The sequence below is a fragment of the Undibacterium sp. YM2 genome (genome assembly GCF_009937975.1).
Taxonomy (GTDB): Bacteria; Pseudomonadota; Gammaproteobacteria; order Burkholderiales; family Burkholderiaceae_D; genus Undibacterium.
Map to the genome: position 1 here is coordinate 1,709,842 of NZ_AP018441.1, position 17,657 is coordinate 1,727,498.

Consider the following 17,657-nt stretch of genomic DNA (forward strand, 5'->3'; position numbering starts at 1 on the left):
GCACTGCAGGTAATTGGTTTTGTATCGGTATGGATCAATCCAGTTTGGTTTGCACACTACTGATGCCAACTTCAGCGGTACCAGATGCCAGTCTGACTTGTATCAGTGATTGTGGTTTAAGTTCAGACGTCTTGCGCAAGGCCTTGCCTTTGTGATCGCTGAGGATGGCATAGCCGCGCTCCAGCGTGCGTTGTGGGTTAAGCAACTCCAGTTGGCTGCGCAGTGCCGACAACTGCTGTTGCTGGCCTTCACGGACGTGTCTGGCTGCTTGCTGCAGGCGTCTTTGCATGTCGGTCAGCAGCAGCCTGGGTTTGCTCAGGTCTGGCTTGTGTGTTTGCCAGCTCAGGGTCAGTTGCGTCAGCTCATGTCTGGCCTGGCGCACCGGCAAGCTGGCGCTGTGGCTGAGGTTGCTGGCCAGGTTTGCCAGTTGCAAGCGTCTGGCGGCAATGGCAGAGCTTGGGCTGAGCAGGCGGCGGCTTTGCCAGTCCAGGGTCTGGGCCTGGTCATCCAGTTGTCTGTGCATGCAGCGGCTGAGTATTTGCGCCTGGCGCTGTAATAACTGTAGCCAGGCATCCCTGGGCGTGGCTGCCAGCTCGGCGGCGGCGGTAGGTGTGGCAGCACGCAAGTCGGCTGCAAAATCGGCGATGGTAAAGTCAGTTTCATGGCCTATGCCGGCGATCACAGGCATGGGGCAATTGACGATGGTGCGGGCGACCACTTCTTCATTAAAGGCCCACAGGTCTTCCATACTGCCACCGCCACGGCAAACCAGCAAGACATCGCATTCTTCGCGGGCAGCGGCAGAGGCTATCGCCTGGGCGATCTTCATGCCTGCGCCTTCGCCTTGTACTGGAGTAGGGTAGAGGATGACGTTGACGTGTGGCGCTCGCCTGTGCAGCGCGGTCAGGATGTCACGCAGGGCGGCAGCCTGCGGGCTAGTGACTATACCTATGGTTTTGACAAAGGTGGGCAGGGGGCGCTTGCGTTCAACGTCAAACAAGCCTTCCTGCGTCAGTTGCGCTTTCAGGCGCAAGAATGCTTCATATAAATTGCCAACGCCGGCGCGGCGTATGGCCTCTACACTCAACTGATAATCGCCGCGTGGCGCGTACAGGGTGACCAGGGCGCGTACTTCTACCTTGTCGCCTTCTCTGGGCTGGAAGTCTGCATATTGCGCGCGGCCACGGAACATCACGGCCCTGACCTGGGCACCACTGTCTTTTAAAGTGAAATACCAATGTCCAGACGCGGCGCGGGTAAAGTTGGAAATCTCGCCAGAAACCCAGGTCAATGGCAGGTTGCGTTCCAAAAGCTGAGCAACGGCCTGATTCAGCGCCGTAACTGTCATCACGGAGGGCGTGTTTACTGGGGGGCGTAAGGCGATTCAGGATTCATAAAGCTTGGCGGCTGAAATTCTGTCCACAGAAGCGTGGATTGGTCATCATGTCATTTTGCCTCTGAGATGTCAAAAGAAATGAAAGTTTACTATCTAAGTCTTTGATTTTTAATAAAAATCAATCTGCAAAAGAATGAGGCAAAATGAAAATTCCCTTTCAAATCAAGGACATTGCGCTGCATCAAGCCGCTTGTGCACAAACTTATCCACAGAAATTGTGGTTAAGCTGTTGAAAACTTTATTTTCCAGCCAGCTCTGGTGGTTTGCCTAAAATATTTGCACTGCGGTAATCTTTTTTAAAATCAAGTACTTAGTGCCTTTCCCTGCGCTTTTACACAAGCTTGTCCACACATTTTGTGCAGAATAAGCTGCAATCTACAGAGAAAATGATGATAAAGACAATATTTTAAACCGGCCTGTGAATAATTGGAGTTTGCCACTTTTTAGGCGCGAATAAAAGAATGATTAAAATCAGTGACTTAGTTACATACCCTATACTTTTTCACATAGTTGTCCACATATTTTGTGCAAAAGCCTGGATTAGTGCAAATCTGGCTTATAAATATTTGTCTTAAAATCAATTTTTCTGTGGAAAAAGTATTGTGTCGCAGAAAAACTGCCGTTTGCCTGTTTTTCTGGCAGTGGGGATTAGTGATTAAAAATCAGTGACTTGTGGCATTTATTTACGGTAATGCACAATCTTGTCCACATATTTTGTGCAAAACGCAGAGCATTTTCCTAGTCACATTTTTATGCTGAAAATTTGTGCAAAAATGCGTCAGATTGGATGTTTGCCTAAAATATTGGCAGTACAATAATTTTCTTTTAAATCAGTCACTTGTCAGTATGTGCAAGACTTTTGCACATACTTGTCCACAAATTATGTGTAGAAAAGACGGGGCTAAAATGGAAAAAATGCTGTTTTATCCACAAAATCGCTGTGCCTAAATCTTTGGCACAGTCAAAAAAATGAAATAAATCATGGGCTTAGGCGGAATCGATGTACTTATCCACAAGCTTGCGCACAGATTTTGTGTAAAACAGTGAATATTTTCAATCGCAATACAATCGTAATAATTTGCTGTGATGACGGCAAACTTTATGCTTTTTGTTGAAAATTATGCTTTGAAACATTTTGTGCCTAGTTTTTTGCTTTGCACTCTTGCCCGCAGGCAGACAACGCGCTACATTGCGGGCTTGGATTTAGGAACCTTCAAGGAGTTAATTTGTTCGATATCATTCGCGCCGCGGGCTGGCCAATTTATTTTTTATTGATTGCCTCAGTGATCGCGCTGGCATTAATCATAGAACGCAGCCTTTCTTTGCGTCGTAGCCGTATCTTGCCGCCCACTTTGCTGGACGAAGTTATCCGTGTTTATCAGGCTGGCAAGGTCAAGCCCGAAGTCATAGAACAACTGGCTGGCAATTCTCCTTTAGGTAAAGTTCTGGCAGCAGGTTTGCGCAATGTCAATGCGCCACGTGAAGTCATGAAAGAATCGATAGAAGAAGCGGGCAGTGCTGTTGCTCATGAACTTGAGCGTTTTCTGACTACTTTGGGCACGATTGCTTCTCTGGCACCTTTGATGGGCCTGTTTGGTACAGTCGTCGGTATGATAGAAATTTTCGGTTCGCAAAACGCGACCGGTGCCAATCCTGCGCAACTGGCGCATGGTATTTCTGTGGCCTTGTATAACACTGGCTTTGGTTTGATGATCGCCATGCCTGCGATGGTGTTCTGGCGTCATTTCCGCGCGCTTGTTGATAGCATCGTCGTCGATATGGAACAACAGGCAATCAAGTTTGTTGATGTCGTCCACAGCTCCAGGAAGTAGTCATGAATTTTCGTAAAGGAAGGGGCAGGGAAGAGCCAGAGATCAACCTGATCCCGTTTATCGATGTCTTGCTGGTGATCCTGATCTTTTTGATGGTGACGACGACGTACAGCCGCTTCACCGAACTGCAGATCACCTTGCCGACCGCTGACGCAGAAAAAGCCCAGGACAAACCGAATCAGATAGATATCGGTATTGATGCCCAGGGACGCTACAAGATCAATAACCAGGCCGTGTCTTTCCTTGACACTCTGACCCTGGCGGAAGACTTGAAAAAAGCGGCAGCAGCGCTGGAAGCTGGCAAGACCGGTGCCCAGCCTGATCCTGTGATCATCATCAATGCAGACCGGGCAACCAGCCATCAATCTGTCATTGATGTGCTGGAAGCCGCACGTATTGCGGGCATGGCCAAGGTTACGTTTGCGGCCCAGGCAACTGCAAAGTAAAGTATGGAATGACCAGCTTGTAAGTAGAGTCGTGCTTCAGGAGCTGGCGAGAAACCGGGGAGTGTTACTCCCCGGTTTCTTTTTGTAGAAAACAGCTAGAGAAAAACAAGAGAGTGACATGCGGGCAGTATTGGAAAAAGTCTTATTGAGTAGCTGGCAAAAGCGCGGGCTGCTGGCATGCCTGCTGTGGCCAGTGTCCAGGCTATTCCAGCTCATCGTGACTTTCCGTTTTGGCTTGTTTGTGATGGGCTACAAAGCGCAAACCAGATTACCCGTACCTGTGGTCGTAGTTGGCAATATCTTTATCGGCGGTACCGGCAAGACACCGCTGGTGATCTGGCTGGTGCAGCAATTAAAGCTTGCAGGCTGGCATCCGGCTGTTATCTCGCGTGGTTATGGTGTGCATGCCGAGAGCGTAATTTTGCTGGATGCTGCTTCGCAGCCGCAGCAGGTTGGTGATGAGCCAGTATTGATTGCTGCCAGGGCAGCATGCCCGGTAGCGGTAGGGCGTGACCGTGTTGCCGTGGCGCGTTGCGTACTGGCAGCCAATCCGCAAGTCGATATTATTATTGCTGACGATGGTTTGCAGCATTATGCCCTGGGGCGTGATGTTGAACTCGTGCTGTTTGACCAGCGCGGGGCTGGCAATGGCTGGCTTTTGCCAGCCGGGCCTTTGCGTGAACCCGTGGAAAGACGACGTGATTTTACTATCTGCAATATGCCGGCGCAGGAAGCAGTATTTCCGCCCGGGATGCCAGCAGACACCGTGCGCATGCAGTTACAGGCAGGTCAGGCTTATAGGTTGAATGATAATGCCCAGTGCAAGTCTCTGGTCGAGTTCTCAGGACAGCGTTTGCTGGCAGCGGCTGGCATAGGTAATCCACAACGATTTTTCACTATGCTGGCAATGCAGGGTTTGGCATGCCAGACCTGGGCTTTTCCTGATCATCATGCCTTTGATGCGCAGAGTTTTGAAGGTGTTGATGCTGATTGCATCCTGATTACGGAAAAGGATGCAGTAAAATGTAGGCAAATCCCGGCTTTACTGGACGATGCCCGCATCTGGGTAGTACCAGTCGAAGCTCAACTTGATGCAGCTTTTGCCGCATCCCTGATACAAATGATTTCGGAGAAAAAGCATGGACGCACGTCTGCTTGATGTGTTGGTTTGCCCTTTGTGCAAAGGACAATTGGTTTACCAAAAAGCCAGTCAGGAATTGATTTGTTATGGCGATAAACTGGCTTACCAGATACGCGATGATATCCCCATCATGTGGGCAGATCAGGCGCGTGCGCTGACGAATGAAGAGCTTGATGCCAGACCCAAGGCGTAAGTTTTATGAGTTTTATCGCTATTATCCCGGCCCGGCTGGCCTCCAGCCGTTTGCCAAATAAACCGCTGGCTGACATAGGTGGCAAGCCCATGGTGGTGCGCACCGCCGAGCAGGCATTATTGTCTGGCGCCAGCGCCATTATGGTGGCTACAGACCATGCTGATATCGTCGCAGCCTGCAAGGCCCACGGTGTGCCCGTCTGCATGACGCGGCCTGATCATCCGTCCGGTACTGACCGCATTGCCGAAGTTGCTGCCAGCATGAACCTGGCAGAAGATGCCGTTGTCGTCAATGTGCAGGGTGATGAACCACTGATAGATCCGGCCTTGATTGCCGCTACCGCAGCGCTGGTGAGCGCTGATGTGCCTATGGCGACTGCAGCCCATCCTATCCATGCGGTCGAAGATGGTTTTAATCCCAATGTCGTCAAGGTGGTATTGGACAAGCATGGCCGCGCACTGTATTTTTCACGCGCAACCATACCCTGGCACAGGGATGGATTTGCTGTCAGCCGCGAACAGTTCCCGCCAGCCTATGCACCTTTACGCCATATTGGTTTGTATGCCTACCGCAACGATTTCTTAAAAAAATATCCGCAACTCGCTGTTTCTCCATTGGAACAAATTGAGGCTTTGGAGCAGTTGCGGGTTTTGTGGCACGGCTATGCAATTGCTGTCCATGTGACAGCTTCCAGCCCCGCATCCGGCGTGGATACGGCAGAAGACCTGGAACGTGTCAGGCAGTTTTTCAGGGATAAGGTATAAAAAAACGGGCAAAACCCCAAGTTTTCGTGGCAAAGCATCAAGAATTGCGAAAATTGTGGTAAGTTTCGTGAAAAGAAACTGTGTTATCAAGCTAAAAGAAGAAAAGCAAAAAGAGCCGTGCCTGCAATGAAACCACTGCCGGGCACGATTTGATAATACAAGTAAAAAAATTCAAACTCGTCTTAGGAAATTTAACATGCGTCTTATTTTGTTGGGAGCGCCGGGTGCCGGCAAGGGTACACAAGCCAATTACATCAAAGAAAAATACAATATTCCTCAAATCTCTACTGGTGATATGTTGCGTGCCGCAATCGCTGCTGGAACGGCTTTGGGTCTGGAAGCAAAAAAAGTCATGGACACCGGTGGACTGGTATCAGATGACATCATCATCGGCCTCGTTAAAGACAGGTTGAAACAGCCAGATTGCGCCAATGGTTATCTGTTCGATGGTTTTCCTCGCACCACGCCTCAGGCAGATGCGATGAAGGATGCTGGCGTAACGATAGACTATGTACTGGAAATCAATGTACCTGATGAAGCCATCATCGACCGTATGAGTGGCCGCCGTGTTCATCCTGGTTCTGGCCGCACCTACCACGTCAAATTCAATCCTCCAAAAGTCGAAGGCAAGGATGATGTGACAGGTGAAGACCTGGTGCAGCGCCCTGACGACAAGGAAGAAACCGTCAAGAAACGTTTGTCCGTCTATCACGAACAAACTGAAGTGCTGTTGTCTTACTATGGCGATTGGGCCAAGTCTGGTCAACCAGGCGCACCCAAGTATCGCAAGATTGCTGGCGTCGGACCGGTAGAGTCCATCCGTGACAGCGCATTTGCGGCGCTGTCCGAATAAGTAAGTAAAAAGCGGACTGTACTGTCCGCTTTTTTTATCGCTATCAAGTTACCAAGCTATTAAGTACGGCTAAGCCCCAGCCAGATTTCTCCAAAAATATGGGCTACGTAAAAGTTTCGCAGTGTGCAGGATTCATTTTTGTCATTTGATGCAAGGCAGTCTGGCATCAAAGTCTGAAAAATGAAGAATTGTCGTTGTTTCACTTTGTCGTTAAAAAAATGCATGTGCCCACAAGGCCAACATGCCCATAACATTGGAGGAGTCAACATGACAGCAAGTCTTTGGTTTGTCATCGCATGTGGCGTCATCGCCGTACTATATGGTTTGATATCGCGCAGCTGGATCCTGAAGCAGGATGCCGGTAATGCACGTATGCAGGAAATTGCCGCAGCCATTCAACAAGGCGCTGCCGCTTATCTCGCACGACAGTACCGTACCATCGCCATTGTTGGCGTGGTGCTGTTCATTGCCGTCGCCGCCATACCAGGTCTGGGTTTGATTACTGCCATCGGTTTTCTGATCGGTGCGGTGTTGTCCGGTGCCTGCGGCTTCATCGGCATGAATGTGTCGGTCAGGGCAAATGTGAGAACTGCGCAGGCCGCAACCAAGGGCATGAATGAGGCGCTGGACGTGGCTTTCCGCGGTGGTGCCATCACCGGCATGCTGGTCGTTGGCCTTGGTTTGCTGGGTGTGACGATTTTTTACTGGGTATTGGTCATGAATGCTGCCGGCGGTACGCTGACCCAGCATGATGTCATCAAGCCCCTGATAGGCTTGGCCTTTGGGGCATCGCTGATTTCCATCTTCGCCCGTCTTGGTGGCGGTATCTTTACCAAAGGGGCGGACGTTGGTGCTGACCTGGTCGGCAAGGTTGAAGCCGGTATCCCTGAAGATGATCCGCGCAATCCCGCTGTGATTGCCGACAATGTAGGTGACAACGTTGGTGATTGCGCCGGTATGGCCGCCGACCTGTTTGAAACCTATGTCGTGACTCTGATCGCCACCATGTTGCTGGGGGCGCTGGTGATTACCACCAATGTCACCGAAGCGATTGTTTATCCCTTGTTGCTGGGTGCGGTTTCCATTCTCGCTTCGATTGTCGGCTGCTCCATGGTCAAAGCCAAGCCTGGCAAGAAAATCATGTCTGCCCTTTATACTGGTTTGTGGTGGGCTGCCGGTTTATCGCTGATCGGTTTTGCTGTCGTCACCTGGCAGGTCTGGCCTGATGAAGCGATGCGCATGAAGATGATGGGTTCAGCCCTGGTCGGTATCGTGCTCACAGGCTTGATGGTATATATCACTGAATATTACACAGGCACAGACTTCAAACCGGTGCAGCATGTGGCACAGGCATCGACTACTGGTCATGGCACCAATATCATTGCAGGACTGGGTGTATCGATGAAATCGACGGCCTGGCCCGTGCTGGCTGTGTGTGTGGCTATCCTGGTGTCATTTAACCTTGCTGGCCTGTATGGCATCGCGATTGCGGCAACTTCCATGCTGTCGATGGCGGGGATTATCGTCGCGCTCGATGCCTATGGCCCTATCACTGACAATGCCGGTGGTATTGCCGAGATGTCGGAAATGCCAGCCTCTGTGCGTGCCATTACTGATCCTCTGGATGCCGTCGGTAACACTACCAAGGCAGTTACAAAAGGTTATGCAATAGGCTCAGCCGGTCTGGCAGCGCTGGTGCTGTTTGCTGATTACACGCATGCGCTGGATTCAGTTGGCAAGAGTACTTCGTTTGATTTGTCGAATCCGCAAGTCATCGTCGGCCTGTTTATTGGTGGTTTGATCCCTTATCTGTTTGGTGCGATGGCGATGGAAGCCGTGGGGCGTGCAGCCGGTGCCGTGGTGGTCGAAGTGCGCCGCCAGTTCAAGGAAATCAAGGGCATCATGGATGGCACGGGCAAGCCTGAGTATGACAAGGCTGTTGATATGCTGACGACATCGGCGATCAAGGAAATGATTATTCCTTCGCTGTTGCCTGTCATTGTGCCTATCCTGGTTGGCTTATTGCTCGGGCCAGCCGCGCTGGGCGGTTTGTTGATGGGGACCATCGTGACTGGTTTGTTTGTTGCCATCTCCATGACGACTGGTGGTGGTGCCTGGGATAATGCCAAGAAATATATAGAAGATGGCCATTTTGGTGGCAAGGGTTCGGAAGCACACAAGGCTGCCGTGACTGGCGATACTGTTGGTGATCCGTACAAGGACACGGCTGGCCCGGCAGTCAATCCGCTCATCAAGATCATCAATATCGTGGCGCTGTTGCTGGTGCCCTTGCTGCCAGCAGCAGGACCGACAAGCGCAGCCGGTAGCCATCTCAGCCAGCCTGTGCAGACTGCAGCTCCGGCAGCGTCTGTATCCTCTGCATCTACCCAAGTTGCCGCACCTGTGGCTTCGGCGGTTTCGACTCCGGCAGAGGTGCCACCACCTCCAGCCATGGCCGATCCGGTATCTGCGAGTAAATAAGCAACAGCCTGCTTGAAAAGAAAGTAATGGAAAGTGGTGGCGAGTATATCGCTGCCACTTTTTTATTTTTGCGCGAAGAAGATTATTCGCTACAATACGTGGATGTGACGTTTACGTAAACGTCATATAGGATGCAACTCGGTGGACGCAGATAAGTGGACACAAATAAGCACCATCCTCACAATTCGATTAATGTGCTCATAGATAATAGCCTGGAGAGACAAACATGCAAATTCAAAATCATGTATTTATTATTACTGGCGGTGCTTCCGGCCTGGGTGCTGCTACGGCAAGAATGATCGTTGCCAATGGCGGCAAGGTCGTGCTGGCTGACGTGCAGGTAGAGGCGGGCGAGGCGCTGGCGGCTGAGCTGGGTGGCAAGTTTGTCAAATGCGATGTGACTTCCGAGGCCGATGGCAAAGCAGTCGTCGAGGCGGCAGCTACTCTGGGTACTCTGCGCGGCCTGGTCAATTGCGCCGGCGTTGCACCCGCAATCAAGACTGTCGGTAAAGATGGCCCGCATCCGCTCGACGTATTCCAGCGCGTGGTCAATATCAACCTGATCGGCACTTTCAATATGTGCCGTCTGGCAGCAGATGCCATGGGCAAGACTGAAGCCGCAGAACATGGCGAACGCGGTGTCATCATCAATACAGCATCGGTCGCTGCTTATGATGGACAGATTGGCCAGGCAGCTTATGCTTCTTCCAAGGCAGCAGTGGTTGGTCTGACCTTGCCTATGGCTCGTGATTTGTCACGCAGCGGCATCCGTGTCATGACGATTGCGCCGGGTATTTTTGAAACCCCCATGCTGCTGGGTATGCCGCAAGAGGTACAGGATGCTTTGGGCAAGATGGTGCCGTTTCCTCCGCGCCTGGGCAAACCGGATGAGTATGCAAATCTGGCCAAGACGATTATTGAGAATGTGATGTTGAATGGGGAAACTATCCGGTTAGACGGAGCCATTCGCATGCAACCCAAGTAGTAAGTGCTGATAAAGCTACTGCGCGTCGCGATTTTTGGTCGGCGATGCTCATCGTACTAAAGTACGATTGCGCTTCTCAACCAAAACTAGCGCCGCTCGCTACGCTTTCTCAACACTTACGCACCTTGGTATGCTGAGAGGAGAAAATCCCAAGGCTTCACGCGACTCAGTACGGTTGTTGTATTTGCAGAGCATGATTCTTTCACTGTGCCGTGCAGCATGACAAATTGCTAGGGGGCTACTACACTAGGGCAAATCTGGATTTGCCCTTTTTTTATGCCTAAACAAACGAGCAATAACGCGGGAACAGGATTGATCTTGACGGGTGGTGGGGCGCGTGCGGCCTATCAGGTGGGGGTGCTGCATGAGATTTCGGCGATACTGGTGGAGTCTGGCTGGCATCCTGCCAGCAATCCTTTTGGCATTATCTGCGGTACTTCGGCAGGGGCGATCAATGCAACTTCACTGGCTTGCGGAGCCGATAATTTTGCTGATGCAGTCGGGCGCATGCTGCATATCTGGGAAAATTTTGAAGCGGCGCAAGTCTATCGTGCCGACTCTCTTGGTGTCATGCGTAGCGGCGCGCGCTGGCTGACCTTGTGGTCATTTGGCTGGTTGCTGAATAAATGGCGCAAAGCACCACCAAATTCGCTACTGGATAATTCTCCACTGGAAGCCCTACTGACCCGCATGCTGGACTTGGGCAGTCTGGACGCTGCATTCAACAATGGCAGCCTGCATGCGTTGGCGGTGACGGCGTCTTCTTATACGGCTGGTCAGCATCTGACTTTTTACCAGACCCTGGCCGATATTGAACCCTGGGTCAGGAGCCAGCGACTGGCGCAGCGTGATTTCATTGGCGTCCAGCATTTGCTGGCATCTGCCGCGATTCCCTTTATTTTTCCTGCCGTGCCACTGAATTGGGGCGGGCGCATGGAATATTGCGGTGACGGTTCCATGCGCCAACTGGCACCGATCTCTCCTGCTATTCATCTGGGGGCGCAAAAGGTCTTGATCGTTGGCGCCGGACGTTTGACCGAACCCCCCAGTGTCAGCACTGAAACTGCGCGTTACCCCAGCCTGGCGCAAATTGCCGGTCATGCCTTGTCCAGTATCTTCCTTGACAGCCTGGCGGTCGATATAGAAAGACTGACGCGCATCAACAAAACCTTGTCGATGTTGCCGCCAGAGTTGCTGGAAAAAACACCCTTGCGGCCCGTGGATATACTGGTGATTGCGCCATCAGAAAGGCTGGATGAGATTGCCAGCCGCCATACCAATAGCCTGCCTTTGCCTGTGCGTACCATGCTGGGCGGCATAGGTGCTACCGAAGCGCGTGGTTCGGCTCTGGCGTCTTATCTTTTGTTTGAATCAAGCTATACCAAGGAGTTGATCGCTCTGGGGCGACGTGATACCCGCGCCCGTATGGATGATGTCCTGCACTTCTTCGGCGTTGATACTACCTCGCGGGTACCAGTGAAAACAGCCTGATTGTCGTGCAAGATTGCCGCAAAGTATTTTTATCTGAAATGTGACAACTGTATGAATTAATACATTGTAACATCTGCAACAATGGTTGATTCATCATCGACAAACCGTTACTCTATGCGCTGTTTAAGCGTGTGCGGATAGACAAAATAATGATAAATCCAACATTTTTTAAAAAATGGCTGGTATTCCTGACGCTTGCTTTGCTGGCTGCAACCAGCTTCGCCAAAGGCCCAAATGGTGTTGGTCAGGTGGCGCTTGCCGAATTGCCTAAAGAGGCACAGACCACACTCAAGCTCATCAAGCAGGGCGGCCCATTTCCTTATGACAAGGATGGCGTTGTGTTCGGTAATTATGAATCCAGATTGCCAAAGCAAAAGCGTGGTTACTATCATGAATATACGGTAAAGACGCCGCGTGCCCGCAACCGTGGCGTGCGCCGTATTATTGCCGGAGCAGACCCACAGACTTCGGGTGAATACTATTACACGGAAGACCATTACGAGAGTTTTCGCAGAATTAAAGAGTAAATATGATCTCAGCAACCGAGGGAGAAATAGATTTGTTGGCAACGGTAGCGCCGAATGTGGTGCAATCCATACGTGCTTTCCGTGTACCGGATTTACAGGCCGAAGCCGCCAAACTGGGCCAGCATTTCCTGTATGCCTATTGCCTTGAGGCGGCGACCAAGCAGCAAGTGCTGGGGAAGATAGCCTTGTCTTTTGGTTTCCCCAAGCCCATGTGCCGCAATCTGGATGCCTTGTCAGATTGCCTGACTGACATGATTTATAAGGCGGGCCCACAGCCTGGTTTTTTGATTGTGCTTGAGCAATTGCCAAATACACAAAAATTTGACAAAGAAGCACGTGAGACGCTGTTGGACGTGTTCCGCGACGCAGCCGATTTTTGGGCTGACAGAAAAGTCGCTTTCCGGGTGTTTTACTCCTTCGAATAGCATTTTCATATCCCGCAGAATAGATGCCGGTAAGCAAATGCTGGCATTTTTATTTGGGGCTAGACCCCTGTCAGCGGTACAATGCCGCCATGAAAAAGATTGTTATCCTCATTTCTGGTCGTGGCAGCAATATGCAAGCCATTGTTGAAACTGCCGCAAAACAGCAATGGCCAGCACAAATCGCTGCCGTTATCAGCAACCGTGCCGATGCAGGTGGCCTGGAATATGCCGCCAGCCGTGGCATACCAACTGCCGTAGTGGTTAGCAAGCAATTTGCCACGCGTGAGGCATTTGATGCCGCTTTGCAAGCAAAGATAGATGAATTCGCCCCTGACCTGGTTGTCCTGGCTGGCTTCATGCGTATACTGACGGCAGGTTTTGTTGAACACTATGCAGGCAGGATGTTGAATATCCATCCATCCCTGTTGCCCAGTTTTGTCGGTCTCGCAACGCATCAGCAAGCCATAGATGCGGGCGTTAAAGTGCATGGAGTCACCGTGCACTTTGTGACTGCCGAACTGGATCATGGTCCCATCGTTGCCCAGGCAGTTGTGCCAGTGCTTGACGATGATAATGAAGACACTCTGTCGCACCGTGTACTTGAACAAGAGCACCAGATTTATCCGCGTGCCGTATTGCAATTTGTCGAAGGCAAATTGCGTATAGAGGGCAACCGTGTTCATATCAGTAATTAACAAGCTGGATATTCAGAAATAAGAAGCTTGATTAACCAGTATCAGCAAAATCGCTTGCGCGGTTTGCCATCCGTATTAACTAGCAAAAAATAGTAACAAGGCCCGTCCGGGCCATATCAGCATATCAGAAGGAAGCAGCATGAGATTACCTCCAGCCATACTCGTCAATACCGAAGAAGTATTACGTGAGATTCTGCGTTTTACCGGCCCGGCAGATGGCACTTTGTCGCGTTATTTCCGTGATCACCCACGCCTGGGTTCACGTGAACGTGGCGTAGTTGCGGAGGCTGTCTACGGCTTGCTGCGCAATAAAGCGGTGTATACCAATTTTTCTGAGTCCGGCATAGGTTCTCCTATGCGCCGCCTGAGCCTGCTGGGTCTGGCTGATGCCGTTGGCGTCGATGCTCTGGGTGGTTTGACAGAAGATGAAACTGCCTGGCTGCAACGTGTCATGGAAATTGATCGCACGCACCTGCCTTTGATGATGAAGGCCAATTTGCCAGAATGGCTGTGGACAAAATTGCTGGAACGCTTTGGTGAAGAAGATGCTTTGGCCCTGGCCATGTCCCTCAATACCCCGGCACCGCTGGATTTGCGTGTCAATACCATCAAAGGCGATCGCGAAACTGTCATCACGACATTGGCACAGGCACCTATCATCGCCGAGCCTACGCCATATTCCAGCACAGGTTTGCGGGTACGTAAAAAACCATCCATCCAGAATCTGCCTTTGTTTAAAGATGGCACGATAGAAGTGCAGGATGAAGGTAGTCAGTTACTGGCGCAACTGGTGGGTGCCAAGCGCGGTGAAATGGTGGCCGATTTCTGCGCCGGCGCTGGTGGCAAGACTTTGGCACTGGGTGCATTGATGCGCAATACCGGTCGTCTGTATGCTTTTGATATTTCTGAAAAACGTTTGGCCAAACTGAAGCCACGCATGGCGCGCAGTGGTTTGTCGAACGTACACCCGGTCGTCATCGCCCATGAAAAAGATGCCAAGATCAAACGTCTGGCAGGCAAGCTGGACCGCGTGCTGGTTGATGCTCCTTGTAGTGGTCTGGGTACCTTGCGCCGTAATCCTGATGTCAAATGGCGTCAGACGCCAGAAGGCGTGGCAGAGTTGAATGTCAAGCAGGCTTCCATCCTGGCCAGCGCCGCGCGCATGGTCAAACCAGGTGGTCGTCTGGTATATGCAACCTGCAGTATTCTCGATGAAGAAAACGAAGGCATAGTCCAGGCTTTCCTGGCTGAGCATGCTGATTATGCATTGGTGCCAGCTTCTCAAGTGTTGGCTGAGCAAAAAGTGGATCTGGAAATGGGCGACTATCTGAAGCTCTATCCTCACCTGCACCAGACTGATGGTTTCTTTGCAGCGATACTGGAGCGTAAAAAAGCGCCAGCCAAAGTTGCTCCAGAAGCTGCCGCGCCAGATGCGGAAGCAGAAGATTAATACGGCCATTCACTTCAAGTCTCCGAGCGCACGATAAGCACGTACGAAAAGTACGCACAATAAGCACAATTAGCACCGCCTATGAGCACACCTTTACTTGCCAGTTTGTTGTCTGATTTATCCAAGGATCTGGGCCAGCCTGATTTTTACTGGCAAGTTGGGGTGGTTGTTCTTTGCTTTGGCCTCGCATGGGTTTTGTCGCGTGCCCTGAGGCGCAGTTTTACTGCCAAAGACACTGATTCCGGTGTCGTGAAGCTGGGAGTGGAAAGCTTCACCCGCGTACTCTCGCCGACCCTGGCGCTGATTTTTATCCTGATTGCAAAGATGATTTTAGGCAAATGGCAGCACACGCATTTGCTGTCCTTACTGTTCCCTATCATAGGTTCACTGGCACTGATAAGATTTGCCTTCTATGTGGTGCGGCAAACTTTTGCACGTGATGGTTATATAGGCAATTTTCTTGCCGCATTTGAAAAACTGTTTGCTGGCCTGGTCTGGCTGGGTGTCGTCCTGCATTTCACTGGTCTGGGTCTGGAGTTGTTCGCTGCCCTTGATGAGGTCTCCCTGCCTTTGGGTAAAAACAAGGTATCGCTGCTGACCATATTGCAGGCCGTGGCCTCAGTCGTGGTTACCCTGGTTGTTGCCATGTGGGCCAGTGCTGCGCTCGAAAAACGCCTGATGCAGCTGCCGGATGCGCATACTTCACTGAAGGTGGTCTTGTCACGGGTGAGCAGGGCAGTATTTATCCTGTTGGCCATACTCATCAGTCTGACCCTGGTTGGCATAGACCTTACCGTGTTGTCTGTCTTTGGTGGTGCGCTGGGCGTGGGCCTGGGTTTTGGCTTGCAGAAAATCACCAGCAGCTATGTATCCGGTTTCATCATCCTGCTCGACCGCAGTATGTCCATAGGTGACATGATCACGGTGGATAAATATAGTGGGCGGGTCACGCAAATCAATACACGCTATACCGTCTTGCAGGGTACTGATGGCGGTGAAGCCGTCATACCGAATGAAATGCTGGTGTCTTCACCCGTGCAGAATTATTCCCTCAGTGACAGGACGGTCGCCATGTGGACTGATATGACGGTCGGCTATGAAACGGATCTTGGAAAGATCATGCCCATCCTTGGCGAGGCTGCAGCGACCGTGGAACGGGTGTGCAAAGACCCTGCGCCCGCTGCCTATTTGCTGAAGTTTGGCGCAGATGGTTTTGAGCTGAGGGTAGGGTTCTGGATTGCCGATCCTGAAAATGGACGTTCCAGCGTCATGTCTGCAGTGAATCTTGCTTTATGGCAGGTTTTGCAAGAGCATCAGGTGAATTTGCCCTATGGTCAACGGGTTGTGACTTTAATTAACAGTCCAGCCAAAGAAACTTGAGGCAAGGCAACAATATTAGTTCTAGAATTGGGTGAATCCCTCTAAAACCGCGTACAATGCCGTCCGATGTCTATAATGAAAAAAGTTGATGGCGTTTTTGCGAAATCAACCAAGATGCCGTCAATAACAATGGAGTACATGTCATTTTGAGCACTTTTATCGATACAGTAGTTGATTTTCTGTCCAACGGTCTGACCCGTGCGACAGCCTGGCAGGTATTTATCTTCACCATGGTTGTGACGCATATCACGATTGCCAGCGTGACAATTTTCTTGCACCGCTGCCAGGCCCACCGCGCGCTGGAATTGCATGCGATACCCAGCCATTTCTTCCGTTTCTGGTTGTGGCTGACCACTGGCCAGGTCACCAAGGAATGGGCTGCGATACACCGTAAACATCATGCCAAGTGCGAAACTGAAGAAGATCCACACAGCCCGGTAACGCGCGGCATCAAAAAAGTCTTGTTTGAAGGCGCAGAGCTGTACCGTGCAGAATGCAAGAACCTGGAAACCATGGAAAAGTATGGCCATGGCACACCAGACGACTGGATGGAGCGCAATGTATATACCCGCTTTAGCTGGCAAGGCGTGGCCCTGATGCTGATCATCGACTTCTTGCTGTTTGGTGTTGTTGGCGTCACAGTATGGGCGGTACAGATGCTGTGGATACCTGTGACTGCGGCTGGCATCATCAACGGTATTGGTCATTACTGGGGGTACCGCAATTACGATTGCACCGATGCCTCACGCAATATCCTGCCTATCGGTATTTTGATTGGTGGTGAAGAACTGCATAACAACCATCATACATTTGGTACCTCAGCAAAACTGTCGTCCAAATGGTATGAGTTCGACATAGGCTGGCTGTATATCCGCAGCATGGAAATTGTTGGTCTGGCCAAGGTCAAGAAAGTCGCTCCTGAACCAAAGTTCAAGGAAATCAAGACCGTCGTTGATCTGGAAACGCTGCAAGCGGTCATCACCAACCGTTATGACGTGATGGCGAAATACGCCAAGTCCCTGCGCCGCGCCTGGAGTGAGGAAGTTGCCAGCCTGCGTGAAAAAGCCATGTTCGAAGCGCAGATGCTGAAATCAACCAAGAAATTGCTGCAGCGTGAACCAACCAAACTTGAAGCACCGCAGCAACAGCAATTGTCTGAAGTACTGGCTCATAGTCTGGCACTGAAGACCATGCATGATATGCGCGTGGAACTGGGCCTGATCTGGGAACGCTCTACCGTCAGCCGTGAACAACTGGTTCAGCAATTGCAGGACTGGTGTGTACGCGCTGAGGCATCTGGCATCCAGACTCTGCGCGAGTTTTCGCTCAGGCTGCGTACTTACGCTTGATATTTACTGAACGCATCTTGAAACGGCACTTAGGTGCCGTTTTGTTTTTCTGTTCCCATGATGTATGTGTTGCCCGCTTGTTGCCAGTTTGTTGCGTGCGTGTGCAAGATGGTTAAACATTGTGGCTACTCAAGAAATACTGCTAAGCAGATTAACTAACTGTTTAAGGTTTCCCCATTTGTTGGTACAGTAAAGTGTTGACAGACAGGCGCTCTGATTTACCTAATGCCCACTTGAGTGCTTAAATAA

At 51.0% G+C, this 17,657-nt stretch carries 16 protein-coding genes; 15 read left to right on the forward strand and 1 reads right to left on the reverse strand.

Translation table 11 applies throughout. From position 1 onward, the window contains the following. Nucleotides 1-34: 34 nt before the first annotated feature. Nucleotides 35-1,348 (reverse strand): exodeoxyribonuclease VII large subunit, encoded by a 1,314-nt coding sequence (xseA, locus tag UNDYM_RS07585; protein ID WP_162044511.1) that lies wholly within the window; start codon nucleotides 1,346-1,348, stop codon nucleotides 35-37. A gap of 1,274 nt (nucleotides 1,349-2,622) precedes the next feature. Here xseA and UNDYM_RS07590 point away from each other — a divergent pair. From UNDYM_RS07590 to UNDYM_RS07660, 15 genes are all read left to right on the forward strand, one after another. Next, the gene (locus UNDYM_RS07590; RefSeq protein ID WP_162040496.1) at nucleotides 2,623-3,228 is read left to right on the forward strand and encodes a MotA/TolQ/ExbB proton channel family protein; all 606 of its coding nucleotides are present in this window, start codon (nucleotides 2,623-2,625) and stop codon (nucleotides 3,226-3,228) included. Nucleotides 3,229-3,230: 2 nt separating this feature from the next. Then, entirely contained in the window at nucleotides 3,231-3,674 is a 444-nt protein-coding gene (locus UNDYM_RS07595) for a biopolymer transporter ExbD (protein ID WP_162040497.1), read from the forward strand. A 118-nt stretch (nucleotides 3,675-3,792) separates the two neighbouring features. Then, nucleotides 3,793-4,833, forward strand: coding sequence for a tetraacyldisaccharide 4'-kinase (gene lpxK / locus UNDYM_RS07600; protein WP_162040498.1), 1,041 nt, complete (start codon nucleotides 3,793-3,795; stop codon nucleotides 4,831-4,833). Then, nucleotides 4,814-5,008, forward strand: coding sequence for a Trm112 family protein (locus UNDYM_RS07605; protein WP_162040499.1), 195 nt, complete (start codon nucleotides 4,814-4,816; stop codon nucleotides 5,006-5,008). Before lpxK ends, UNDYM_RS07605 begins: the two co-directional genes overlap by 20 nt. Nucleotides 5,009-5,013: 5 nt before the next feature. Next, complete coding sequence (gene kdsB / locus UNDYM_RS07610; RefSeq protein WP_162040500.1) at nucleotides 5,014-5,772, forward strand: 3-deoxy-manno-octulosonate cytidylyltransferase; 759 nt, start codon at nucleotides 5,014-5,016, stop codon at nucleotides 5,770-5,772. A 196-nt stretch (nucleotides 5,773-5,968) separates the two neighbouring features. Further along, a complete protein-coding gene (adk, locus tag UNDYM_RS07615) occupies nucleotides 5,969-6,625 on the forward strand; it encodes an adenylate kinase (protein WP_162040501.1) in 657 nt (218 codons plus the stop codon). A 267-nt stretch (nucleotides 6,626-6,892) separates the two neighbouring features. Further along, nucleotides 6,893-9,106 carry a sodium-translocating pyrophosphatase gene (locus tag UNDYM_RS07620; protein ID WP_162040502.1) on the forward strand — a complete coding sequence of 738 codons (2,214 nt, stop codon included), beginning with the start codon at nucleotides 6,893-6,895 and terminating at the stop codon, nucleotides 9,104-9,106. A 226-nt stretch (nucleotides 9,107-9,332) separates the two neighbouring features. Beyond that, entirely contained in the window at nucleotides 9,333-10,091 is a 759-nt protein-coding gene (locus UNDYM_RS07625) for a 3-hydroxyacyl-CoA dehydrogenase (protein ID WP_162040503.1), read from the forward strand. Nucleotides 10,092-10,367: 276 nt separating this feature from the next. Next, complete coding sequence (locus UNDYM_RS07630; RefSeq protein ID WP_162040504.1) at nucleotides 10,368-11,582, forward strand: patatin-like phospholipase family protein; 1,215 nt, start codon at nucleotides 10,368-10,370, stop codon at nucleotides 11,580-11,582. Between the two features lie 149 nt (nucleotides 11,583-11,731). After that, nucleotides 11,732-12,109 (forward strand): ribonuclease domain-containing protein, encoded by a 378-nt coding sequence (locus UNDYM_RS07635; RefSeq protein ID WP_162040505.1) that lies wholly within the window; start codon nucleotides 11,732-11,734, stop codon nucleotides 12,107-12,109. 26 nt (nucleotides 12,110-12,135) lie between these two features. Next, a complete protein-coding gene (locus UNDYM_RS07640; RefSeq protein ID WP_162044512.1) occupies nucleotides 12,136-12,534 on the forward strand; it encodes a barstar family protein in 399 nt (132 codons plus the stop codon). An 89-nt stretch (nucleotides 12,535-12,623) separates the two neighbouring features. Then, nucleotides 12,624-13,229: a phosphoribosylglycinamide formyltransferase gene (gene purN / locus UNDYM_RS07645; protein ID WP_162040506.1), complete on the forward strand. Its 606-nt coding sequence runs from the start codon at nucleotides 12,624-12,626 to the stop codon at nucleotides 13,227-13,229. A gap of 139 nt (nucleotides 13,230-13,368) precedes the next feature. Then, nucleotides 13,369-14,679 carry an RsmB/NOP family class I SAM-dependent RNA methyltransferase gene (locus tag UNDYM_RS07650; protein ID WP_162040507.1) on the forward strand — a complete coding sequence of 437 codons (1,311 nt, stop codon included), beginning with the start codon at nucleotides 13,369-13,371 and terminating at the stop codon, nucleotides 14,677-14,679. Nucleotides 14,680-14,760: 81 nt separating this feature from the next. Continuing rightward, nucleotides 14,761-16,059, forward strand: coding sequence for a mechanosensitive ion channel family protein (locus UNDYM_RS07655; RefSeq protein WP_162040508.1), 1,299 nt, complete (start codon nucleotides 14,761-14,763; stop codon nucleotides 16,057-16,059). Between the two features lie 146 nt (nucleotides 16,060-16,205). Next, complete coding sequence (locus tag UNDYM_RS07660) at nucleotides 16,206-17,408, forward strand: acyl-CoA desaturase (protein ID WP_162040509.1); 1,203 nt, start codon at nucleotides 16,206-16,208, stop codon at nucleotides 17,406-17,408. The last annotated feature ends 249 nt before the right edge of the window (nucleotides 17,409-17,657 follow it).